This window comes from Mucilaginibacter sp. R-33, from assembly GCF_049949235.1.
Lineage (GTDB): Bacteria > Bacteroidota > Bacteroidia > Sphingobacteriales > Sphingobacteriaceae > Mucilaginibacter.
This window is the reverse complement of the sequence record NZ_CP188089.1, coordinates 6,281,812-6,304,391: the sequence shown is the minus strand read 5'-3', so window position 1 is coordinate 6,304,391 and position 22,580 is coordinate 6,281,812. Positions and strand designations below refer to the sequence as shown.

The following is a 22,580-nucleotide window of genomic DNA, read 5'->3' as shown; positions in this document are numbered from 1 at the left end:
TTTATTTATCTACTATCGGAAATAAATTACACAATTATGTTCGTCACAGCTAAAAAATGCCTCTATTATATAGTATTTAAAGGGCAACGGTAATGAGCATTTTAACAAATACTTAATACGTAAATACTAAAATCAACTTTTGATTCTCAATTTATTAAGCAATTGTTTCAGTAAGTAAGCAGGCGCTATAACTAATGATTTGACATCCATATAAGTCTTAGGATTTTTCCCTTCCCTTCGTTCCCCAATCCTCAAAACAGCGATCGACAGAACAAAAATTATCACACAAATGAGATACATTGGCATCCCTCCCGCTTGCTGCCACGCTACAAGCTCCATTATACTGTAACTAAATCCTAATAAAATAAACAGGATGAAGTAAGATATAATTGGCGATAGCTTTAAATAGAAGTAGATGGCAATAGCTATAACAAAGGAAGCCCAGTTAAAATAGCCATTGTAGGCCCCTAAAAAGCCTAAATGAGGAAAAGGAATAGCCCAGATCAATCCAAAGAGACTAAATGCCAAAGTTGGAATACAGACATAGTGTATGATTTTGTTAACCCTATCCTGGTGAGCTTCTTCATATTCCCTGAAATAACGATCAAAAGGGCGTTCATCAATATTTGCAGTAGTTTTAACTGCTGCCTTCTGTTTGGTATTTGCTTTTGCTGCCACGCTGTAAAAATAAAAAACCCCTTCGGTTTTGTGCCGAAAGGGTTTCGTTTAATTTTATAATGATTACTTAGCAAATGCTACCGAACGGGTTTCCCGGATAACGGTAACTTTGATTTGACCAGGATAAGTCATTTCTGTCTGGATCCTGTTTGAAATATCAGCAGCCAAAACTTCTGATTGCGCGTCGCTGATCTTTTCGCTCTCTACCACAACACGTAACTCACGGCCGGCCTGGATAGCAAATGTTTTTTCGACACCCGGATATGATAATGCCAGTTCTTCCAGTTCTTTCAAACGTTTGATGTAGCTTTCAACAACCTCGCGGCGTGCACCAGGACGTGCGCCTGATATAGCGTCACAAGCCTGGATTATCGGCGATAACATTGAGGTCATCTCAATTTCATCATGGTGGGCACCTATAGCATTGCAAACTTCAGGGTGTTCTTTATATTTTTCAGCCAGTTGCATACCCAAAATAGCGTGCGGCAGTTCAGGGTTATCATCAGGTACTTTACCAATATCATGCAGCAAGCCCGCACGTTTTGCCATTTTAACGTTCAAGCCAAGCTCGGCAGCCATGGTAGCACAGAAGTTGGCAACCTCACGTGAGTGCTGCAACAGGTTTTGCCCATATGATGACCTGTAACGCATACGGCCAACCATCCGGATCAGCTCCGGGTGCAAACCATGAATGCCCAAGTCTATAACGGTACGTTCACCAATTTCAACAATTTCTTCTTCTATCTGCTTTTTGGTTTTGGCAACTACCTCTTCAATACGTGCCGGATGGATACGACCATCAGTAACCAAACGGTGCATAGCCAAACGGGCAATTTCGCGCCTTACCGGGTCAAAACCCGAAAGGATAATAGCCTCGGGGGTATCATCAACAATGATTTCGATACCTGTTGCGGCTTCCAGTGCACGGATATTACGCCCCTCACGGCCAATGATACGGCCTTTGATCTCGTCGTTTTCAATATTGAAAATAGAAACTGTATTCTCAATCGCGCTTTCGGTAGCAGTACGCTGGATAGTTTGGATAACTATTTTCTTAGCTTCTTTAGTAGCTGTAAGCTTAGCTTCATCCACAATATCCTTGATCTGGATCATAGCCTTTGTACGGGCTTCTTCGCGAAGGGTATCAACCAATTGGTTTTTAGCGTCATCGGCAGATAAGCCGGCAATGGTTTCCAATTGCTGGATATGCTGATTTTTAAGATGCTCAACCTCGTCTTGCTTTTTAAGCACTATCTCGGTTTGTTTCTCAAGATTTTTGCGGGTATTGTCAAGCTCGCTTTCCTTACGGTTAACATTTTCCAGGCGCTGATTTAATGATTGCTCTTTTTGCTTAACACTATTTTCGCGCTGATTTACCGCATTATTTTTATTATTAACTTCCTGCTCATGCTCGGCTTTCATTTGCAAAAACTTTTCTTTAGCTTCAAGCAACTTGTTTTTCTTCAGGATCTCAGCATTATTTTCAGCATCTTTTAAAATCTTTTTTACTTTATTTTGAGCTGAAGCTTCCTGATCTTTAAAAAGCTTACGGAGCAGGAAACGACCTATCAAAACGCCGATGATGGCGCCTACGAGCAGGCCGATGATAACGTATAGTAATATGTCCATTTTAGGTTTGGTGGTGTTATATATGTATGTAAATAAAAAAACCGCAACTAATTTTCAAGTATCATGTATTTAAAACTTCATTTCGGATATTGGGGACCATGGGTCGGTTAACGTTAATCGCAACTAACGCATGCCTCTTGATCCGCTTAATATTGAAGCGTTAAGTTTTTAATAGTGAAACCTAAAATTTAACTGCGGTTAAATCTTAATGTGCTCTTGTATATTTATGTAAAGAACGTTTATTACTTCGAAAAAAATTCGGTCAACAAATGATCTAAATGATAAACTTTTTCAGTCACCTCTGTATCCTCAATGGTAACTTTCTTTTCTGCCTTCAATGATGATGTTGCGTAATGCAGCACACACATTGAAAGTAAATCCTGCTTATCCCTAACCGCATAATTTTCCTGATACTCTTTTATCCGGTCGTTGATCAGCTTAGCCGCCCTGCGTATTATTTCTTCTTCCTCCATGTTAACCTTTAAGGGGTAAACACGGTCAGCAATATTTATTTTTATTGAGATTTCTCCCATTTGAGCTTTTCACTTTTTGTACTATTTTTTCAATAATACAATACACTTATCTATTTCCTGCACAAAGTCGTTAATTTTTTGCTTAATGTCAACACTTTTTTCATTTGTTTCAGAAAAAGACTTGGCAACTTTAACAACTTTTAATTTTTCTTCCAGTTCTTTTGTCTTGGCCTTACTGGCATTAAGGGCCACTGTAAGCGCCTCGCTCTCCAGTTTTAAAAGGTCATTTTCCTCCTGCAAAGCAGCGCACAGTTCAATTAGGCGCTCGGTTTTATCTACAATTTTATTTAACTGCTCCGCTAATGAGGCCATGTTTTTGGTTAATGGTTGATTAAGTTGATTGAGTGAATGGTTTATCAGAAAACAAATTTATCCAACCACTCACCCAATTAACCATTCACTATTATTTTCTTATCTCCGCTCCGGCTTCTTTTCCTAAATTATAAATTAATTTCTGCATAATAGAATCAATTGCCTTATCTGTTAACGTTTTTTCCAGATCCTGGATGATAAAACTCAAAGCATATGATTTTTTTCCTACAGGCAGCTTATCACCTTGGTAAACATCAAACACATCAACTTCCTTTAGCAATTTACGCTCGGTACGCTGGGCAATTTGCTTTAACTGGCCAAATGATATGCTTTGGTCTATTAACATAGAAAGATCGCGTCTTACTGCCGGGAATTTTGAAACCTCCTGGTAAATGATTTTATTTTTACGGATAGCTGACAGCACAAGGTCGAAATCAAAATCAGCATAAAACACCTCTTTGTCAACATCCGCCTTTTTTAAAGAAGCTGCAGCTACCGACCCGAATTTCACCAATTGCTTACCATTTAACATGTATTGAATGCCAAATGACATTTTTTTACACGTTGCATCCTCAACTGTAAAGTTGTTGATGCTCAGGCGCTGCAAAACAGCATCAACCACAGCCTTAATGTTGTAGAATGATACTGGTTTTGATTTTTGGTTCCACTGTTCGGCAGTGTTAGCCCCGGTGATAAAAACACTGAAACGTTGTGTTTCGATGTACTTATCATCTTTAAGACTGTACACCTTTCCAAACTCATAAAATTTCAAATCGGCACTACGGCGGTTCTGGTTATAAGCGACAGCTTCCAAACCAGAATACAGGAGGGTTTGACGCATTACATCCAGATCACTGCTCAGTGGGTTCAGAATCTTAACGGCAGTATCCAGGTTATCCGAATAGGCAGATTTTGTAAGTGAGTTAGCCAGGATCTCGTTAAAACCATTTGCGCTGAGCAAATCAGATAACTGATTTTGAACAGTATCTTTCTCCGGACGAATGGAGTTATTTAGGGATGCCCTGATCTGTGTAGGGATCTCGATGTTGTTATAACCATAGATCCTCAGGATCTCTTCAACCACATCCACATCGCGGGTAACATCCACACGATATGGAGGCACTTGTAATGATAATGAATCCGCAGTTTCATTCACTATCTTAATATCAAGTGCCGTGATAATACCTTTGATCTCGTCATGGCCAATCTTCTTACCAATGAGTTTATCAATGGTATTATAGGTGATCTCTACAGCAAACGGAGCAACAGGCGCAGGATAATGATCAGAAATCTCTGACGACACCTCGCCACCCGCCACCTGCTGAATCAACAATGCAGCGCGTTTCAATGCAAAAACGGTCATGTCTGGATCGGTACCACGCTCAAACCTGAATGAAGCATCAGTTTTTAAACCATGCCTTTTTGAAGTTTTACGAACAGATACCGGGTTGAAGTAAGCGCTCTCCAGGAAAATATTTTTAGTTGATTCCTTAACGCCTGATTTTGCACCGCCGAATACACCTGCTATACACATAGGCTCTTCAGCATTACCGATCATCAGATCATCGGCAGATAGTTTCCTGTCAACATCATCCAAAGTTTTAAATACAGTACCTTCGGCATAATTTTTTACCAGCACTTTATCGCCGGTTATTTCATCTGCATCAAAAGCATGTAAGGGCTGACCAAGCTCATGCAGGACATAGTTGGTAACATCCACAATGTTATTGATAGCACGCACGCCGATAACAGCCAAACGCTCCTTTAACCATTGCGGCGATTCCTTAACCTCAACACCGCTGATGGTTAAGCCCGAGTAACGCGGCGATGCCTGCTCATTCTCTACAATAACCTCAATCACACGACTGGTATTATCAACTTTAAATGCACCTACATCGGGTTTATTGATGCCAATTTTCAGGAAAGCGGCAATATCCCTTGCAGTACCCAAATGCGAGGCCGCATCGGCACGGTTAGGGGTTAAGCCTATCTCGTACATGTAATCGTCGTTCAGCTTAAAGTATTCTTTAGCAGGAGTACCTATAGGAGCATCATCCGGCAATACCATAATACCAGCATGGCTGGATCCTAAACCTATCTCATCCTCAGCACAAATCATCCCGTAAGATTCTTCGCCCCTGATCTTTGATTTTTTGATAGCAAAAGGCTCGCCGCCGGTTGGGTAAACAGTAGTGCCTACTACAGCAACCACCACTTTTTGCCCGGCAGCTACGTTAGCAGCGCCGCAAACAATCTGCAGGTCTTCCGCACCACCAACATCAACTTTGGTAACGTGCAGGTGATCAGAATTGGCGTGGTCAGTACATTCCTTTACATAGCCAATCACCAGGCCTTCCAGTCCGCCAGGAACAGCCTGTACCTTTTCCAGGCTTTCAACTTCCAAACCGGTACCGGTAAGGATGATGGAAATTTCCTGGGGCGTTTTATCAGTATCAATAAATTCTTTAAGCCAGTTATAAGATATTTTCATTATTCCGAAATGATAATCGGCAAAGATACGATTTAGGCTGAAAGGTTAAAGGCGAAAGGTAAAAGGTATTTTATTTGAAAATTAATCCAATTTGAAGATTTGAAAATGTTAGGTCACTTTTCAAATCGCCTCATTTTCAAATCTTCAAATCAAAACTACATCAACCCTTCATCGGCCAAACTTAAGTAGCCGGCATCGGTAATAATTAAATGATCAAACACGCCCATGTCCAGCATCCTGCCGGCGGCGCTTATTTTTTTGGTGAGCTGGATATCTTCGTTACTGGGTTTCAGATTACCCGATGGGTGGTTATGCACCAGTATGAGCCCGCTGGCCTGGTATTGCAGGGCCGAGTAAAAAATGATCTTCGGGTCGCATACCGTAGCCGACAAACCTCCTTTACTGATCAGCTCCTTCCCTAATACTTTGTTGGAACGGCCTAATAGTATGATCCAGAATTCCTCGTGGTTCAGGTCCATCAAATGACGGCGCATAATATTGTAACCATCCCTGCTTGACGTGATCACCTCAATGGCACCCGATTCAAATTCGTTACGACGGCGGCCGATCTCCAGCGCTGCAATAATGGATATAGCTTTGGCTTCCCCTATCCCTTTAAACTTGGATAGTTCGGCTATGGAAGCCTTACCAAGCTTGTTCAGGTCGTTATCATAATGGTGCAGGATGCGCTTACTCAGTTCAACCGCGGTTTCGGTGCGGCTGCCCGAGCCGATAAGGATGGCGATCAGTTCGGCGTCGGTAAGGGCGCGGCGCCCTTGTCCGCTAAGTTTCTCACGCGGGCGGTCTTCCTCAGCCCATGATTTAATACTGATCTTGCTTTCGTAGTTTTCCACGGCATTAAAGTATGAAAAAGCGCCAAACAAAAAAAGGGATAGCGTTAGTACACTATCCCCTTTGGTATATTTTAATAGCTAAGATTAGCTTAAGCCGTTAACAAATTTAGTAAGCTTTGATTTATTGTTCGAAGCTTTGTTTTTGTGAATAACGTTCTTTTTAGCCAAACGGTCAAGCATTGAAATCACTTTACCCAACAGTGCAGAAGCATCAGCTTTGGTAGTAGTGTTTCTTAATTTCTTAATAGCGTTCCTGGTTGTTTTAGCCTGGTACCTGTTGCGCAGACGCTTCGCAGCGTTTGACCTGATTCTTTTTAATGATGATTTATGATTTGCCATCTCGTATAGCTTGTTATTCTTTTCTACTTATTTTAAGGACTGCAAATATAGAGCGATTAAATTTAATATGCAAGTGGTTTTTTGATTTATATTTAAAGGGGATTAGATTGATAATGTGAATGATTACCGGAACCCTTATGGCATGCAGACCTGTCAAATTAACAAGCTGTTAACCCCGCATTCACGAAGTGTTCATACAACACAATGATTTTTGCAGCGTTATTATTAATTAAAACTATTGTGTTATGGTTACCAACAGCACCACCAGGTTCAGCAACCGGGTTGAAGATTATGTAAAATACCGTCCCGGCTATCCCGACGAAATTGTTAAGTTTTTACATGACACTTATGGCTTAACACAAGACAAGCTAATTGCTGATATTGGCGCTGGTACAGGAATCTCTACCGAGCTGTTCCTAAAAAAGGGTTACCGGGTTATTGCTGTTGAACCAAATTTGGAGATGCGTGAAAAAGCGATCGAACTGCTCGGCTCATATAACGGTTTTATCCCTCAAAACGGCACTGCAGAAAATACAGGCATCGAGAGTAATAGCATTAATGCCATTATAGCCGGACAGGCTTTTCACTGGTTTGATGCCGTAAAAACCTGTGCTGAATTTAAAAGAATCCTGAAACCGGACGGCATTGTTGCCCTCATCTGGAATGAAAGAAAAACAACATCGGCTTTTGAACAGGAATACGATAAACTCATTGTAAAACATGCCCGCGATTACGTAAAGGTTGATCACCGCAACATCGATACCGAACATATCGCTGCTTTCTTTGAGCCGAAACCCGCTCACCTGGAAATATTCGCCAACAAACAGATATTTGATTTTGAAGGATTAAAAGGCAGGCTGCTGTCATCATCATACATGCCTGCACGTGGAGATGAGGGGTACGAGCCAATGATCAACGATTTGCATGCACTTTTTGATAAATTTCAGCAGGATGGCGTTATCGTTATTAATTACGATACGAAGGTTTATTCGGGGAAACTGTAAGATCAACAAGCTAAGCAGCCAATTAAGGGAGAAGTATAATTTAAAACTCCCCCTTTAATTGCATCTTTGCCTCATGAACCGCCGCATAATTTTAAGCATAACTGGTACCTGTTTAATCATGTTATGCTCATCATGGGGATTCTTTGCACATTATCGTATTAACCGGCTGGCAGTTTTCACCCTACCTAAGGCCATGTCTGGTTTTTACAAGTCCAATATCGATTATATAACCGAACATGCCGTGAGTGCCGACAAACGCCGCTACGTTGACTCATCCGAAGCGCCACGTCATTTCTTTGATGCCGATCGCTATGGCAAAAAGCCCTTTGAGGCCATGCCAAAAAAATGGAAGGATGCCGTTGCCAAATACTCAAAAGATACCATCATTAAATACGGCACCGTTCCCTGGACCATTCAGTACCAGTATTACAGGCTGGTACGGGCTTTCAAAGCCCATGATACCACGGCTATCCTCAATGCATCTGCGTATTTAGGGCATTACATTGCCGATGCGCATGTACCGCTGCACCTAATCCAAAACTACAACGGCCAGCTTACGGGGCAAACCGGCATCCATGCCCTTTGGGAAAGCCGCCTGCCCGAGTTATTTGCCGATCATTATAATTACTACGTTGGCAAGGCCCGGTATATTGAAAACCCGTTGAATGAAGCATTCCGTATATGCAAGGCTACTTACAAAAGCGTTGATACAGTTTTACGTTTTGAGCGCATCCTGAACAAAACCTACCCCCAGAATAAAAAGTACGAGTTGGTACAGCATGGCAAAAAGCAAATTACCGATTACTCCGCCGCCTATAGCCTGGCTTATCACAAAATGCTGAAGGGAATGGTGGCAAGGCAAATGCGGGCGTCTATTCTTTCCGTGGGCAGTTTCTGGTATTCGGCCTGGGTTGATGCAGGGCAGCCTGACCTGAACAAGCTTGTAGCACAGCCTTTAAGCATCGAACAAAAAGTTCAGCTTCGGCAAGAAGAAATGCTGTACCGATCTGGCAAAGTACTGGCAACTAACTATTAATGACGTAAAACCCGAAACCAAAACGGGTAGTAGCAACATTGTTTCTCCATTGCATTTTCTGCAACTTAGTGTTAATCACCCACATTAAATTATTGCGCTATGAAAAGACTAACGGTACTACTGCTTGTGCTTATCTGTAGAATTGGTTTCGCCCAAAATTGCAGTCAGTTTGTAAACAACGTTAACGGCAAAAAGCTCACTTACATAAACCAGGATGCAAAGGGCAAACAACAGATGACCGCCGTTTATACTACCACCAAAAAAGATGCTACAACCGTTGCTGTACATGCGGAAATAAATGACAAAAATGGCAAACCTATAGGCAACGGCGATTCTGAAATGATTTGCACAGGCAATACCATTAAGGTAGATATGAAATCGTTTGTGCCGGCTGCAAATATGAAAGGTAACATGCAGGTAAGCGGCGAAGCTAAATACCTCACCTACCCTACTGACATGCACGCCGGGCAAACTTTAGATGATGGCTCGGTAACTATCGATATGGGAAGCGGCGGCACAAAAATGGCCAACCTGCAAATGGATATAAAAAACCGTAAAGTTGAACAAGCCGAAACGATAAGCACTAATGCCGGCAGTTTCGATTGTTTAAAAATAAGCTATGACGCCACTACTAAAATGAAAATGATGGGTATAGGTATTCCTTTCAACTTCCATGTAACAGAATGGTACAGCCCAAAACTTGGCCGCTTTGTTAAATCTGAAACTTATAAAGGCGAAAAACTGATGGGAACTATGACCCTTGATGCCATCAATTAACAGCATCAAGGGTAATTATTTTATGATTAAGCCGGATTTTTAGCACCACGGCCTTTTATAGCGGCAAAAATGGGCGGCAATATCGAAATGAGGATAATGATCACCCCTACCAGCGAAAAGTTTTTAGCTATCACCGGTACCTGCCCTAATTTGTAACCTGCAAACAGGAACACGATGATCCATGATGCACCGCCGATGATGTTATAAAGGCTATACTTTAAAAAAGGCATCTTACCCACTCCTGCTACAAAAGGTGCTATGGTGCGGATAATAGGCATAAACCTACTGAAGATAACCGCTTTACCACCATGTTTATCAAAAAAGGCCTGTGTTTTAAGATAGTATTCCAGTTTCAGGATTTTGTTTTCTTCTTTAAATACCTTAACGCCGAGGTAATTGCCAACAAAATAATTTACTGTATTACCAATAAAAGCCGCCGCAATTAAAATGAGGCCTAATACCCAGATATCTAAACCAGAATTACCGCCCGCAATAAGGGCACCTGCAGCAAAAAGCAGTGAATCGCCGGGCAGAATAGGAAAGATAACTAAACCAGTTTCGGCAAATATGATCAGGAAAAGGATAAGGTATGTCCATCCCTGGTAGGTGCTGGTTATTTGTACAAGGTGCTTATCAATATGCAGTACAAAGTCGATAATACTTTTTATTACTTCCACAGGCTAAATTTTTGCCCAAAAATATAAATATTAAACAAAATGGCACTATTGAAGTGTCTTACTAAGCAGATTGTTAGTAAGTACCCCCGCGCCAAAGGCCAATGAGTCTGCGCTGCCAACAATACCTTTGGTATAAATGGTGTAGGCGCGGCCGTCCTGTATAGTTACATTTTGCAGGGTTGTTTCAATTGTCGTGGGCGTTCGGGTAGTGGTAATGGTAAAGTTATAATTACCGGCAGTGAGTTCAACATATTTAGATACCTTGTTAAAGGTGGTACCTCTCACAACAAGGGAGTCATTAGCCCGCAGATCCAGGGCAGATGTATTAGGTGAAGTATGCACAAACCTCACTTTTCCTTTCCCTATGGTTGGCAAACCGGTACTATCAGATAGTATAAATGAACTGACAAACGAACTATCCTTTCTGAAGCCGGTTATAAACATCGTGTATTTCCTGTTGGCTTTAAGCGTAGTATCAAACTGCAGCAAAATAACCGGCGCCGCGGTAGCTGTACGTAACTGTAACGGCGGTTCAAGCGTTGAAAGATAAAAATATCCCGAACTGTTTGGATAAGTATAGGTGGTGGTATTATACCTGATAAAATGCTGATAAAGGTATACCGGCTGGATATCCGGACTTAAATTAACGATTTGGAACTGGGTATTGAGGCCTACCGACGAGGCATTGCCCCCCTTACCGCACGAAGAAACAGCACAGATGAAAAGTCCGCATAGCACAACTATAAAAAACGAAACCAGTACCTTGCTTTTATTTTTATTAGCCATTAATGTAATTATTGATTGATGAACAGGCCGGTTGCCAGGCCCGTGCTTTTATTACCAAAACCGTAGTAGGTATACACCTTTCCTCCTGCAAGTTGCACTGTATCCCTTACAATAGTGCCCGGAAACGCCACCGAATGCAATGCCATATTGTGCTCTCCGGGCGTTACCAAATAAAACGTCGAGGTACCTTTAAAAGCAAGATCCTTTACCTTTTCGGTATCTAAAGCAGCAGTTGTACCTTCAAAATGCACGCTTATATTCCCGGCATCCGGCGAAGCATTTACAAACCTGATTTTAGCAGATGGTACCTTATTTGTATCTGCAGCTACGATGTCGGTAGTTTTAAAAACCTGATCTGTTGAATTGCCGGCTATGTAAAATGAATACACCGAATCTTTACTTAAAGTTAAAGGCAGACTAAACAGCGGATTAGGATTATTTGGCCCATCTAACTTAACCGAATAATTTTGCGTACCCGCCTTTACCGAAATATAACCAAGAGTGCCCCCCGGATAAAAAGTGCTTGTATTGTTTATTCTTGTACCATTAACATAAATATTAACATTATTGAAACTGGCATTAATAACGTTTAGCGATGACGTTGACGAATCCACCGCATCGGGCTTATCATTATTTTTTTTGCAAGACGCAAGGTAGCCCGTTATGACTACAATGATCAATAAAGCTTTAACCTTAATATTCATATACAATTATAAGCTATAACTGCTTACTGTAATTTTTGGTATCGGGTGTTGAACAAAAAAAGTCCGGTTTTATGTTACCGGACTTAGTTTTGGATTTATAATTTAAGTTTACACTTAAGCATAGCTATTGAGCATCACCGGCATAACCAGCATCAGCACATCTTCATTCTCATCTCCGCCTTGTGGCAGTAATAAACCGGCACGGTTTGGAGTTGACATTTCCAAAGATACTTCTTCGCAACTTAAATTCTTCAACATTTCTATTAAAAATCTTGCATTGAAGCCAATTTCCATGTCTTCGCCCTCATATTGGCAGCTTAAACGCTCGTGGGCCTCGTTAGCAAAGTCAATATCTTCTGACGAAATATTTAACTCGCTGCCATTTATTTTAAGCCTTACCTGGTGCGTGGTTTTGTTAGCATAAATAGCCACACGGTTTAACGAACCCAGGAAAGTAAGCCTGTCGATATTTAATTTATTAGGATTATTTTGAGGAATAACCGCCTCGTAATCAGGGTAACGCTCGTCAATTAAACGACACACCAGGTTAATATTGCCAAACTTGAAGAAAGCACTGGTGGAATTATACTCAACAGATACATTTACATCATCGCTTGGTAATGATGATTTAAGCAGGGTTAAAGCTTTTTTAGGCAGTATGAACGATGTAGTACTTGCAGCCTTTGCATCTTTACGGCGGTAACGAACCAGCTTGTGCGCATCGGTAGCAACAAATGTAAGTGCCGATGTTGTAAGCTGACAGTAAACACCTGTCATAGCCGGGCGCAATTCGTCATTACTTACCGCGAAAATGGTTTTGTTGATAGCTTCGGCTAAAACTGAAGCAGGCAGGTTTACTGATGAAGCGTTTTCAACAACAGGAATCTTTGGAAAATCCTCGCCGTTTTCGCCACTCAGTTTGTATTTACCATCGCCGGCATTAATTTCAATGGCGAAGGTTTTATCATCAACCGAAAAAGCAACAGGCTGCTCCGGTAATGATTTCAGGGTCTCTAACAATATACGCGACGGGATAGCAATCCTGCCGTTCTCTTTAGCCTCAACTGGCAAAGAGGTGGTCATGCTGGTTTGCAGGTCGGTAGCAGAAATGGTCAAGTTCCCATCCTTTATCTCGAACAAAAAGTTTTCCAGTATCGGCAGCACAGTACTGCTGCTTAACGCACCACTTACCGATTGCAGTTGTTTGAGTAATGTTGAGGTAGAAACAATAAATCTCATATGGTTGTAATTAATCTATCAAAAATAGAAAATTTAACGGGCATACTTTTGCCTGCGTAAATAATGTTGAAAAATAGCACATATTAACACTAAAACCAGCGGCGCAATGGTATTAACCAGTTGCCAATACAGTTTTTCGCTGCGAATACGTGCCCTATCCAGCAGGCGGATTCTGATCTCCTTGGTACGCAAGACAATAAGGCCCGAATCGTCAGTCATATAGTCGGCTATATTAAGCAACAGGTTTTTATTGCCATAGGTTTGATGGGTATAATGATCATATCCTAAAGGATAGGGCGAGCCATCGGTGCCTATCTGGTTCTTTAAAACATCACCATCGCTAATCACTATCATTTTGGTAGGCTCGCTTTGTTGCTTTATGGCAACCTGCTCTTTAAGCCCTTCGGGAAGCGGGCGATTTTGCCAGTCGCTTACAAAACTGCCTTCCAATAATACACCAGTTATTTTAGGTGTGCTTTGAAACTCCTTAGTGTTTGGCTCCTGCTCCAAAGCCTGCAACGATAATATGTGCGGGGCGGTGAGCTTTTTGTTATAAGGCGATGAGGTTAGCAGCACCGTTTTGTTTACATTTTTGGTATCGAGGATATCGATAGTACTTGCAAACTCGCTGCTGATACCATCCAAATTTTTCACTACCGGGTGTTTGCTTAGCGGGATAAATACCGGGTAATACAGCCATGGCAGCATCTGGATCTGCGCCTGCCCGCCAACATTGCCAGTACTGATGGGAATTTGCGAGCAGTTCATATCAGCAATCAGATCATAATTGATACGGATCCCATAACGGAAAAGCTGATCATCGAGGTTAAGCTGTTTGGGGAATGCCAGCTGCTCGCCACCATGCCCGCGAAGGCTATCCAGTTCGGCGCTAACCTGGTCAATAGTCCACAATACCCGGCCTCCGTGCATAATGTATTGATCAAGCTTGAATTTCTCTACCTCGCTGAATTTCTGATCGGGCTTGGCTATCACCAGCAATTTGATCTTTTGCAGATCGGCAAAGGAAATGGCATTCAAATCAACCCGGCCTACCTGGAAACCATCGGCAAGGGTTTTCATGGCATCGTTCAGCTGCAGATCGGTTAGTTCATGATGGCCTTCGGTAAAGCCGATTTGCGGCCTGCCCCCGTTAACCGCTTTTTTTATGGCCGATGAAAAGGCATATTCCAGGTTTTGGATAGAGTTGTTCAGCACTTCATCGGGCGAGAGGCCTATCCTGCTTAGCAATAACTTTACGGGAATATCCTTCCCATCTGCCGATACCAGCGCCGACGGAAAGATGAGCTTTTGCGTTACACCGTTATCTGTTTTAACGCTCAGGTTGGTTGGTTCAACACCTTCGGCAGCCATGTTTTGGATCACCTCGTTTTGCTGATCGTTGTTTAAACCCTTCAATGGGTCACGAAACTCAAACTGGATCTTACCATGGCTATAAGCCTGCAGGTCGCTCAGCATATCCCGGGTAGCGCTTTGCAGGCGTTTAAAGCCTCCGGGCAGATTATCACCCTGTAAATAAACTACCACCTTTACCCGCTTTGGCAGCTTATCCATAATTTGCCTGCTGATGGGCGATATGGTATAGCGTTTTTCGGCAGTAAAATCAAAACGGGTAAAAGTAAATGAAGATAGTATCCCCAGAAAAAACAAAACGCCTAACACAATGATCATCCCGGTACCACCTAAACCTTTTTGTCGTTGCTTTGCCAGCACAAACAAGGTAAGCCATATAAAAATACCGGTGGTGATGATGAAATAAACCAGATCCCGGGTATCCAGCACACCACGGCTTACCGAATCATAGTGCTGGGTGATACCTAAATTCTGCAAGCCCAGATCCTGCAATGAGAGCAACTGACTGATTGAATCAAAGCCGCTGTAAAAAAAGAAACACAGAAAAACGGATATCGTAAAGGCGATGATCTGGTTTTTCGTGATAGATGAGGTAAACAAACCTATCCCCACAAATACAGCACCTAATAAAAACAAACCGATGTATGAGCCTATCACTGCCCCAGTGTCAATATTGCCCTGCGGCATCCCTAATGCCCTTACCGAATAGTAATAAACCAGCGTAGGTAGTAAAGCAAAAAGTACTATTAATAAACAGGCCAAGTATTTGCCCAGCACTATTTCCCAATCTTTTAAAGGGCGGGTAAACAGCAGTTCAAAAGTGCCTTCCTTACGTTCTTCGGCAAGAGAACGCATAGTAATAGCCGGGATCAGGAACATGAACAGGTAAGGCGCAGTGCTGAACAAGCTTTCGAGCCCGGCATACCCGTACTCCAGTATACTTGAATCAGGGAATACCCACAAAAACAGGCCAAGCACCAGTAAAAATACACCGATGGTAACATAGGCCACCAGCGAACTGAGGTAGGATACTATTTCTTTTTTAAGGATGCTCAGCACGTTATATTATATTGTATTAAGCGCCGAAATTACAACAATAATGCGCCAAAGCAAAGTGTGCTCGGATATCGGATTTGGGAATTTCGATTTCGGATTTATTTCTCCTGCGGGTTTAAGCGTCCTCCGCTTGAACCTTAAATAAGGCAAGCGTCCACACCCACGTTAAACCGGAAACCGTGGACGCTCCTTTTAAAGCGTAGTTCAAGCGAGGGCCGCTTGAACTTGCGGGGAAGTAATCTCAGGCTTTTATAGAGCAACACCACTGCAACCGCCACTAAATATCTGCTACTAAACCGTCTGTCCATCTGTTTCCAGGAACCAACTATCTGCGGCCAAAAGCCGGACAACTACAAAATCTTAAAACCTGTACTTATAAGCCACATTTAATACCAGCTGATTAATAGCATGATCATAATCGGTATTCTTGTACCCCCTTTCAAATTGCAAACCAAAATCGAGCCCGTGATGAGGGCCAATAGGCACAACAGCTCCTGCCCCTCCTGCGTAAATAAATGAGGTACGTGCTCTACTATTGATGCTGAAAGCGCTGCCTGTTTCGGCATTTACATAAAAGTATTTTGTAAAGTAATATTTCAAGCCTGCGGTTAGCGGCAGGTAAGCATACAGATCATGATAGTGGTTATCGTAGAAAACGTTTGACGAGTTGCTTGAAAATAAATACTGCGGGGTTGATGCGGTAAAAACAAAGCCGGTGCCGACTGTAAAATGCAGGGTTTCGGTGATCGGCTTTTCCAGCTTCAGGTTAACGCTAAAGCCGGCATCTACATTAAAGTCGGTACCGTTATCATTGCGGTAATTCATGTTAAGCGGAGCTATTATTCCAGACCCTGCGCTTAACGATGTTTGTTCGCCACGCTGCGCTTTGGCTGCAAATGAAAATACAATGAATGATAAAATTAAGATGATGCGGATAGGTTTATGAGTCATGTTATATAAGATTGCAGGTGCTATTTAACGAAAATACGCCCTTCTGCAATATATCGGCTAAAATAAAATATTTACCTGCCAAACCTATACGCAAACCTGATGGCTGTTTGCTGAAGGGTATGGGCCGACCAGCTTTCATACCTTAACCCCAACTCGAAGTTACGGGCATCTGTACCTGTGGGGATCATAATGGCCGGGCCAAGGGAAAAGGCAAACAGCTTACGCTTGTCATAATTAAGCTCGATAGCACTGCCTGCTTCTGCTTCCAGAAATATACCGGAGCCAACGTTATACCTTACCCCGGCTTTTAAGGGTACAAAAATGTCACCACCCGAATGCCCATTGTTAAACGGAGAATCCTTACGAAAAAAACTGCTGAATCCCGCGGTGAACGTAAAGCTTACCGGGCTTGCCACCGGCTGCTCTAACTTAAGCGATGCACCAACACCTACATTGTATAAACTACGCGATGGAATACCTAATTCAACCCCGGCACTAAAAGCGGTAGAAGGTTTCGGTACATCCTGGGCATAGGTTTTAAAAGCAGGGAGGATGAGGAGCAGCAATAACAGTTTTTTCATAACGGGCCGAAAATACAATATTACCCGACTAATAATTATGAAGAAAATATAAAAGGCCCGGAAACGTTTCCCGGACCTTTATTTTAAAGGTTGATGTTGTTTAATTAAAATCTAAATGCTACGCGCAATGCAACCTGACTCGTAGTACCGTTTTTTGACCAAGCCTCGTAACGTACACCGGCTTCTAATCCGCCTGCAAAGCTATAGCCTACACCAGGTGAGTAAGCAAACGCGGTGCCGGCGCCACTTTCAGTACCGAATACCGCACCCAACTGGCCTTCGGCAAAAAAGGCATCGTCAAAGTAATATTTAACACCTGCTTTAACCGGGATAAAACCCGCTCCCGATTTACCAAAAAAATCTTTGATCTCTTTTTTATACAGGAAACGTGTATAACCTGCCGAACCTGTTAAAAATAACTGATCGGCGATTGGATGATCATACTTCAATGAACCGCCGATAGCGAAGTTTGAAACTTTGTGGGCGTCACCAACCGGCAAGCCGGCTTCAACACCAATACTGAATTTTCCGCCGTCTGAATTTGCTGATTGGGCATGGGCCGCGATAGCGGTAAAGCCTAAAAAGGCTAAGGATAATAATAGTTTTTTCATAACAATAATGTAATAAAGTTTGGCATGACGGGGTACCTCCGCTTTGCCGGTTCGCCTATATAGATGTTACAAACCAGCACTTCGTTACAAAAAATGTTAAAAAAATATTAAATGGGTAATAGTTATCGATAATAATTACTCCACTACATCCTTGCGGATACGGAGCGATGATTTTTAATTATTGGTAAGGCTGATAAACACCTCCTCAAGTGATTTATCACCATTGTTTTTCCTGAGCTGCTGAAGGGAATCGTTGGCCACAATGGTGCCTTTATTAATAATGATGACCTGGCTGCAAACTGCTTCAACCTCCTGCATAATATGGGTTGACAGTACAATGGTTTTTGTTTTGCCAAGGTCGAGGATCAACTGGCGGATACCTATTAACTGGTTTGGGTCGAGGCCGGAAGTTGGCTCATCCAGTATCAGTACTTCCGGGTCATGCAGCATGGCCTGTGCCAGCCCTACCCTTTGACGATAGCCTTTGGATAGCTGCCCTATCTTTTTATGCTGCTCGGGGCCGAGGCCTGTTTGTTCAATAATATCGGCAATACGTTTGGCAGGCTCATGAATTTTATGGATGCCGGCAACAAAGCCCAACGACTCCTTCACATACATATCCGTATACAGCGGGTTGCTTTCGGGCAGGTAGCCGATGCGGCGCTTAACCTCAAGCGGCTGTTTGGCTACATCAAACCCACATACCGATGCCGTACCCGATGTTTGCGGAATAAAGCCGGTAAGGATTTTCATGGTTGTTGATTTACCTGCGCCATTAGGGCCTAAAAAGCCCAGTACACCGGGCTGGGCAGTAAAGCTAATGCCATCAACAGCTTTTTGTACGCCGTAAACCTTTGTTAATGCCTCGACACTGATACTCATGGCTGTAAAAATATGCTTTAGATATGAGATTTGAGACGGGAGATTTGAGATTCATGCAAAGCGGAGAGTTAGTTCTGGGGTGTCCGTCCGTCCCGGTATGCCCACCTCGCTCTATGGATAAAGACACCATTTCCTGTTCATGGTTGCTAACTATCGCAACACCGTTACTTCCCCATTCAGTTTTCCGCTGCTGCTCTTAGTATCAATTACATAGTAGTAGGCTCCGGCGGGTACCGTTTTGCCATTACTGGTACCATCCCAGGGCTGTTGATAACCTACCGAGCGGTACATTATGGCGCCATACCGGTTATAAATATTCACCGTGCAATTAGTGTACGACAATAACCCGGGGATAAACCAGGTATCATTATATCCATCGGCATTGGGTGTAAATGTATTAGGTACTATAATTTTTTCAGGAACTGTTACAGCAACCGTAATAACATTTGAATTTACGACAGGGTTAATTATGCATGTCCCTCCCGAAGCCATAGTACAACTAACCACATCACCATCTGCTAAAGTATTGCTGGTAAATGTGGCGCTGTTGCTGCCAACGGTTTGCCCATTAACATACCATTGATAAACAGGATTATCCTGCACATTAGACGGTTGCGCTTTGAAAGTAACCGCAGTGCCTGCAGTTATGGTTCCACTAAACGATGACGTGATGGTTACCGAAAGTGTAACATTTGGATCCGCACTTAAAGAAGCCTGATTAGATACAGGAGAGGAAACGGGTTCACAACCATCGTTATTGGTAACTACGCAGGTTATAATATCCCCTGCGTGCAATGAGCTACTGGTATATGTATCTGAATGATTACCACTATTTTGACCATTTACCTGCCATTGATAACTTGGATGGATACCCTCGTTCATAGCATTAGCAGTATAAGTAACCTCCATGCCATCACAACCGGGGTAGAAAGTAGGCGATATATTCACCGATGGCACAACCGGGGCAGTAACAGCTAATATTTGCGATTTAGGGGTAGCCGCGTTATACAAATCATTACCGCTTTGCGACGCAATGATGGTGGTTGAACCGGCCGCTATGATATGAATAGCTCCCGTTGCCGAAACCGTAGCAATGGCTGGATTGCTACTTACATAAGTAAGCGGAATGGTTGAATTTGAACTTGTTGCCCCAACCGAAAAATCAGGATCACAGGTAGTTTCGGCAGCAATGGCAGGAAAAGTGATTACCTGGTCTTGAGTAATGGTGAACGTTCTTGGTACGGGTACAGCCGCCAAATACTCGTCATTTGCTGCTTGATAAGCTGTAATAACGGTTTGCCCAGGAGCTATTGCATGAATTTGCCCATCGGCACTTACAACAGCTACATTGGCATTGCTGCTTGTATAGGTAATTGGCGTTTCGGCGTGGGTATTGGTACTGGTAGCGCCGGGATGCAGGATATTGTCAATACTCATATTAACTACGTCAGGAATTGGAAAAGTAATAACTGAAGGCGACAGCGTAATATCTGCCACCTCTATACTAAAAGTTGCGCTGTTACTACCGGTGGCATTATAGGCTGTCACAGTATAAACCGTTGGTGGCGATAAAACAGTTGGCGCGCCCGAAATGATACCTGTTTTAGGATCAAATACCATACCTGCCGGTAAAGGTTTATCAATAGTATAACCGGTTATTACTATCTTTCTGACGTCATCAAAACCGTCTTCACCGACAAATAAATTACCTTTTCCATCCATTGCCAATCCAAGCGGCCCACTAAGTATCGCCGATACACCATTGGCGTCTTTTTTGCCGCCTCCTGCTATAATTGTGACTGCCCCATTTGAACTTATTCTTTTGACAGTATTGCCATTATGCTCATTAATATAAATATTACCAGTACCGTCTACCCTAAGCTCACGCGGAAAATTGAAACCTGTAGCAAATGTGGAAACTACGCCTGCAGGGGTTATTTTTCTGATAGCGCTGTTTCCAGAATCCGAAACATATAAATTACCTGCATTATCCAATGCAACAGCAGTGGGTGTGTTAAATGATGCCGAACCCGCCTGACCGTTTTGAAAACCCCTTGTACCACTGCCAGCATAAGTGGAAACCTCGCCGGTTGGTGTTATTTTCCTGATCCGGTTGTTAGCCTCATCAGCAACGTAGATATTTCCGTCATTATCTATTGTTAAACCTCTCGGGCTGGCAAATCTGGCTACCGTGCCTGCACCATTAACAAAACCCGGCATATGTGGTACTCCCGCAATAGTTGTTACTAAGCCTCCTGGTGTTATTTTCCTTATCAGGTGGCTTGCCTGATCACTGAAGTATATATTGCCGGCAGCGTCCGAAAGCAGTGCATCAGGTTCATAAACGGTTGCGGCCGCACCCTGCCCGTCATCCCAACCTCCGTTCCCATTCCCTACAAACTTTGATAAATTTCCTGCCGGAGTTAATTTGTATATTATATTATTATCCCAATCCGCAATAAATACGTTTCCTGCCGGATCAGCAGAAACACCAGTTACAGTATAAAAAAATCCGGGAACACCACTACCGCCGCCACCGCCTGCTATCCTACTTACCTGCCCGTAAATAGTTGCCGGTACCTCCCCGCCCGTATTAGTTGGCGCTAAAGATGGTATAGGATCATTAATCTTATATTTATGTGGTGTTGTATATTTTATTACCGGTGCCTGGGCAAATAAATTTGGAACATAAAAACTTACCAAAACAAGCAGCAGCGCTGTAATTCGTAAAACATAAAACAACCGGTACATTATTGTTCTGATCGGATAAGTGATAAAGTAAAAGCTGGCGAAAATTAAGCTTTTTAACCGATATTATAAATCACTTTCCGGTTAAATATTTCGATGAGTATCCACTTTAATGTAAATCAAAATCTATCTATTACAGATATATCAGGATCACGTCCGTCCGTATGGAGGAGCTGGTTAGCTGCAAACCATTCCGGATGGTAGTTTACTGGATAAAAGTTGTGATAGTGTTATGTACCCCCAAGGCCCAAAAGTTCATATGAACGTCTTTCTGCAAATCTTTTTCAGCCACAGGGCAACATATCATTTGTAAAAAACGTATTACAATACGTAGGTATTAAAGCCTGTCTACTTTTGTTCGTCAGAGAGTGATTCCCCGTGACGGACGGACAGCCGCACAGCTTTATAAATACTGTTTAATAAAAAGGTGTTTTGCAGAGGCGCACCACATGTGTCTGTAATATGCAGGGATAACATGCAAGACAAAGCATAGAAGACCCCACGTGATGCGTCTCCGCATAAACTACCTTTCAAATACCACCGAATCACTATCGGCTCCGAGTTGCCCTAATACACCGCTGAGCTCAGCAACCATAGCATCAGGGCCACATATATAAAAATGCTTTGAGAAATCCTTTATTTCGGCTTTCAGAAAATCAGCATCAATGCGCCGCTGATCATACATACTATCTTTTTGACCGGTAATGATGAAATGCGCGTTTGCACCAAGCATGCTTTTCAGTTCATCACTCAAAATAATATCTTTATCAGTCTTGTTTGAAAATATAAGCTTATTATCGCCTATTGCGCCGTCTTTATTTAATTGCCTCAGTATGGCTAAAAATGGCGTAATTCCTGCACCTCCTGCAATAAAATAGCCAGGGCCTTTATATTCAATAGCTCCCCAAACATCACGAATGATAAGTTCATCGCCCTCGTTAACCTTGCTTAGCTGGTTGGTAACGCCATCATGATCGGTATAGGTTTTTATAGTAAACTCAAGGTATTCATCACCGTTAAGGCAAGTGAACGTAAAAGGACGTGTTTCATTACGCCAACCTTCCTTATTGATTGATAATTCGGTAGCCTGCCCTGGTATAAAGCTGTAACCGGCAGGTTTTTCAAGCCTGAATTGCCTCACATTGTGGGTAACGTACTTTGCAGAAAGGATGTTAACGATTTGTTCCATTTGTGATCGGTATCGTAGGCTTAGTACAATAATAATGCAAAACACCCAATAGTTTATAACTATTTGAAATAATTGTGGATGGTTTACAAATTATGAGAAATGGCTGACTGAATATGAGGGATATATGGAGGT

Annotated in this window: 21 protein-coding genes; 3 read left to right on the top strand and 18 right to left on the bottom strand. The window is 42.5% G+C overall.

Features of this window, described 5'->3' with window-relative positions; translation table 11 throughout:
- Positions 1–132: 132 nt before the first annotated feature.
- The 7 genes from ACP26M_RS26300 to rpsT form a co-directional block, all read right to left on the bottom strand.
- The gene (locus ACP26M_RS26300) at positions 133–678 is read right to left on the bottom strand and encodes a DUF962 domain-containing protein (RefSeq protein ID WP_426584682.1); all 546 of its coding nucleotides are present in this window, start codon (positions 676–678) and stop codon (positions 133–135) included.
- 63 nt (positions 679–741) lie between these two features.
- On the bottom strand, positions 742–2,307 hold the full coding sequence (rny, locus tag ACP26M_RS26295; protein WP_426584680.1) for a ribonuclease Y: 1,566 nt from the start codon (positions 2,305–2,307) through the stop codon (positions 742–744).
- A 242-nt stretch (positions 2,308–2,549) separates the two neighbouring features.
- Positions 2,550–2,840: a cell division protein ZapA gene (locus ACP26M_RS26290; RefSeq protein ID WP_176625017.1), complete on the bottom strand. Its 291-nt coding sequence runs from the start codon at positions 2,838–2,840 to the stop codon at positions 2,550–2,552.
- Between the two features lie 21 nt (positions 2,841–2,861).
- Positions 2,862–3,152: a hypothetical protein gene (locus ACP26M_RS26285; RefSeq protein ID WP_090529765.1), complete on the bottom strand. Its 291-nt coding sequence runs from the start codon at positions 3,150–3,152 to the stop codon at positions 2,862–2,864.
- Positions 3,153–3,243: 91 nt separating this feature from the next.
- Entirely contained in the window at positions 3,244–5,643 is a 2,400-nt protein-coding gene (pheT, locus tag ACP26M_RS26280; protein WP_426584678.1) for a phenylalanine--tRNA ligase subunit beta, read from the bottom strand.
- Positions 5,644–5,798: 155 nt separating this feature from the next.
- On the bottom strand, positions 5,799–6,497 hold the full coding sequence (radC, locus tag ACP26M_RS26275) for a RadC family protein (protein ID WP_426584676.1): 699 nt from the start codon (positions 6,495–6,497) through the stop codon (positions 5,799–5,801).
- Positions 6,498–6,581: 84 nt separating this feature from the next.
- Positions 6,582–6,836: a 30S ribosomal protein S20 gene (rpsT, locus tag ACP26M_RS26270; RefSeq protein ID WP_076374856.1), complete on the bottom strand. Its 255-nt coding sequence runs from the start codon at positions 6,834–6,836 to the stop codon at positions 6,582–6,584.
- A 245-nt stretch (positions 6,837–7,081) separates the two neighbouring features.
- Here rpsT and ACP26M_RS26265 point away from each other — a divergent pair, with 245 nt between their 5' ends.
- From ACP26M_RS26265 to ACP26M_RS26255, 3 genes are all read left to right on the top strand, one after another.
- Positions 7,082–7,840, top strand: a complete 759-nt coding sequence (locus tag ACP26M_RS26265) for a class I SAM-dependent methyltransferase (protein WP_426584673.1) — start codon at positions 7,082–7,084, stop codon at positions 7,838–7,840.
- A 73-nt stretch (positions 7,841–7,913) separates the two neighbouring features.
- Positions 7,914–8,876, top strand: coding sequence for a zinc dependent phospholipase C family protein (locus tag ACP26M_RS26260; RefSeq protein ID WP_426584671.1), 963 nt, complete (start codon positions 7,914–7,916; stop codon positions 8,874–8,876).
- Positions 8,877–8,975: 99 nt separating this feature from the next.
- Positions 8,976–9,653: a hypothetical protein gene (locus tag ACP26M_RS26255; RefSeq protein ID WP_426584669.1), complete on the top strand. Its 678-nt coding sequence runs from the start codon at positions 8,976–8,978 to the stop codon at positions 9,651–9,653.
- Positions 9,654–9,679: 26 nt separating this feature from the next.
- Here the strand turns inward: ACP26M_RS26255 and ACP26M_RS26250 are convergent, their stop codons facing one another.
- The 11 genes from ACP26M_RS26250 to ACP26M_RS26200 all read right to left on the bottom strand — a co-directional run bounded on the left by ACP26M_RS26250 (position 9,680) and on the right by ACP26M_RS26200 (position 22,448).
- A complete protein-coding gene (locus ACP26M_RS26250) occupies positions 9,680–10,330 on the bottom strand; it encodes a VTT domain-containing protein (RefSeq protein ID WP_426584667.1) in 651 nt (216 codons plus the stop codon).
- 45 nt (positions 10,331–10,375) lie between these two features.
- Entirely contained in the window at positions 10,376–11,116 is a 741-nt protein-coding gene (locus ACP26M_RS26245) for a DUF4397 domain-containing protein (protein WP_426584665.1), read from the bottom strand.
- An 8-nt stretch (positions 11,117–11,124) separates the two neighbouring features.
- Positions 11,125–11,820, bottom strand: coding sequence for a DUF4397 domain-containing protein (locus ACP26M_RS26240; RefSeq protein ID WP_426584663.1), 696 nt, complete (start codon positions 11,818–11,820; stop codon positions 11,125–11,127).
- 114 nt (positions 11,821–11,934) lie between these two features.
- A complete protein-coding gene (gene dnaN, locus ACP26M_RS26235) occupies positions 11,935–13,059 on the bottom strand; it encodes a DNA polymerase III subunit beta (protein ID WP_090529793.1) in 1,125 nt (374 codons plus the stop codon).
- A gap of 33 nt (positions 13,060–13,092) precedes the next feature.
- Positions 13,093–15,489 (bottom strand): gliding motility-associated ABC transporter substrate-binding protein GldG, encoded by a 2,397-nt coding sequence (gene gldG, locus ACP26M_RS26230; RefSeq protein WP_426584661.1) that lies wholly within the window; start codon positions 15,487–15,489, stop codon positions 13,093–13,095.
- Positions 15,490–15,846: 357 nt separating this feature from the next.
- On the bottom strand, positions 15,847–16,437 hold the full coding sequence (locus tag ACP26M_RS26225; protein ID WP_426584659.1) for a hypothetical protein: 591 nt from the start codon (positions 16,435–16,437) through the stop codon (positions 15,847–15,849).
- A 71-nt stretch (positions 16,438–16,508) separates the two neighbouring features.
- Positions 16,509–17,018 carry a hypothetical protein gene (locus ACP26M_RS26220; RefSeq protein ID WP_426584657.1) on the bottom strand — a complete coding sequence of 170 codons (510 nt, stop codon included), beginning with the start codon at positions 17,016–17,018 and terminating at the stop codon, positions 16,509–16,511.
- Between the two features lie 104 nt (positions 17,019–17,122).
- Positions 17,123–17,629, bottom strand: a complete 507-nt coding sequence (locus ACP26M_RS26215) for an outer membrane beta-barrel protein (protein WP_176625040.1) — start codon at positions 17,627–17,629, stop codon at positions 17,123–17,125.
- 174 nt (positions 17,630–17,803) lie between these two features.
- On the bottom strand, positions 17,804–18,511 hold the full coding sequence (locus ACP26M_RS26210) for an ATP-binding cassette domain-containing protein (RefSeq protein ID WP_426584654.1): 708 nt from the start codon (positions 18,509–18,511) through the stop codon (positions 17,804–17,806).
- Between the two features lie 150 nt (positions 18,512–18,661).
- Positions 18,662–21,262, bottom strand: coding sequence for a gliding motility-associated C-terminal domain-containing protein (locus ACP26M_RS26205; RefSeq protein WP_426584652.1), 2,601 nt, complete (start codon positions 21,260–21,262; stop codon positions 18,662–18,664).
- A gap of 520 nt (positions 21,263–21,782) precedes the next feature.
- Positions 21,783–22,448 (bottom strand): FAD-binding oxidoreductase, encoded by a 666-nt coding sequence (locus tag ACP26M_RS26200; RefSeq protein WP_426584650.1) that lies wholly within the window; start codon positions 22,446–22,448, stop codon positions 21,783–21,785.
- Positions 22,449–22,580: the final 132 nt, after the last annotated feature.

Coding starts and splice junctions, on each gene's coding strand:
- ACP26M_RS26215 (WP_176625040.1), bottom strand. CDS start 17,629: ATGAAAAAACTATTATTATCCTTAGCCTTTTTAGGCTTTACCGCTATC.
- ACP26M_RS26265 (WP_426584673.1), top strand. CDS start 7,082: ATGGTTACCAACAGCACCACCAGGTTCAGCAACCGGGTTGAAGATTAT.
- ACP26M_RS26245 (WP_426584665.1), bottom strand. CDS start 11,116: ATGGCTAATAAAAATAAAAGCAAGGTACTGGTTTCGTTTTTTATAGTT.
- ACP26M_RS26200 (WP_426584650.1), bottom strand. CDS start 22,448: ATGGAACAAATCGTTAACATCCTTTCTGCAAAGTACGTTACCCACAAT.
- pheT (WP_426584678.1), bottom strand. CDS start 5,643: ATGAAAATATCTTATAACTGGCTTAAAGAATTTATTGATACTGATAAA.
- ACP26M_RS26205 (WP_426584652.1), bottom strand. CDS start 21,262: ATGTACCGGTTGTTTTATGTTTTACGAATTACAGCGCTGCTGCTTGTT.
- ACP26M_RS26220 (WP_426584657.1), bottom strand. CDS start 17,018: ATGAAAAAACTGTTATTGCTGCTCCTCATCCTCCCTGCTTTTAAAACC.
- ACP26M_RS26240 (WP_426584663.1), bottom strand. CDS start 11,820: ATGAATATTAAGGTTAAAGCTTTATTGATCATTGTAGTCATAACGGGC.
- rny (WP_426584680.1), bottom strand. CDS start 2,307: ATGGACATATTACTATACGTTATCATCGGCCTGCTCGTAGGCGCCATC.
- ACP26M_RS26255 (WP_426584669.1), top strand. CDS start 8,976: ATGAAAAGACTAACGGTACTACTGCTTGTGCTTATCTGTAGAATTGGT.
- ACP26M_RS26285 (WP_090529765.1), bottom strand. CDS start 3,152: ATGGCCTCATTAGCGGAGCAGTTAAATAAAATTGTAGATAAAACCGAG.
- ACP26M_RS26260 (WP_426584671.1), top strand. CDS start 7,914: ATGAACCGCCGCATAATTTTAAGCATAACTGGTACCTGTTTAATCATG.
- ACP26M_RS26210 (WP_426584654.1), bottom strand. CDS start 18,511: ATGAGTATCAGTGTCGAGGCATTAACAAAGGTTTACGGCGTACAAAAA.
- rpsT (WP_076374856.1), bottom strand. CDS start 6,836: ATGGCAAATCATAAATCATCATTAAAAAGAATCAGGTCAAACGCTGCG.
- ACP26M_RS26225 (WP_426584659.1), bottom strand. CDS start 16,437: ATGACTCATAAACCTATCCGCATCATCTTAATTTTATCATTCATTGTA.
- ACP26M_RS26290 (WP_176625017.1), bottom strand. CDS start 2,840: ATGGGAGAAATCTCAATAAAAATAAATATTGCTGACCGTGTTTACCCC.
- dnaN (WP_090529793.1), bottom strand. CDS start 13,059: ATGAGATTTATTGTTTCTACCTCAACATTACTCAAACAACTGCAATCG.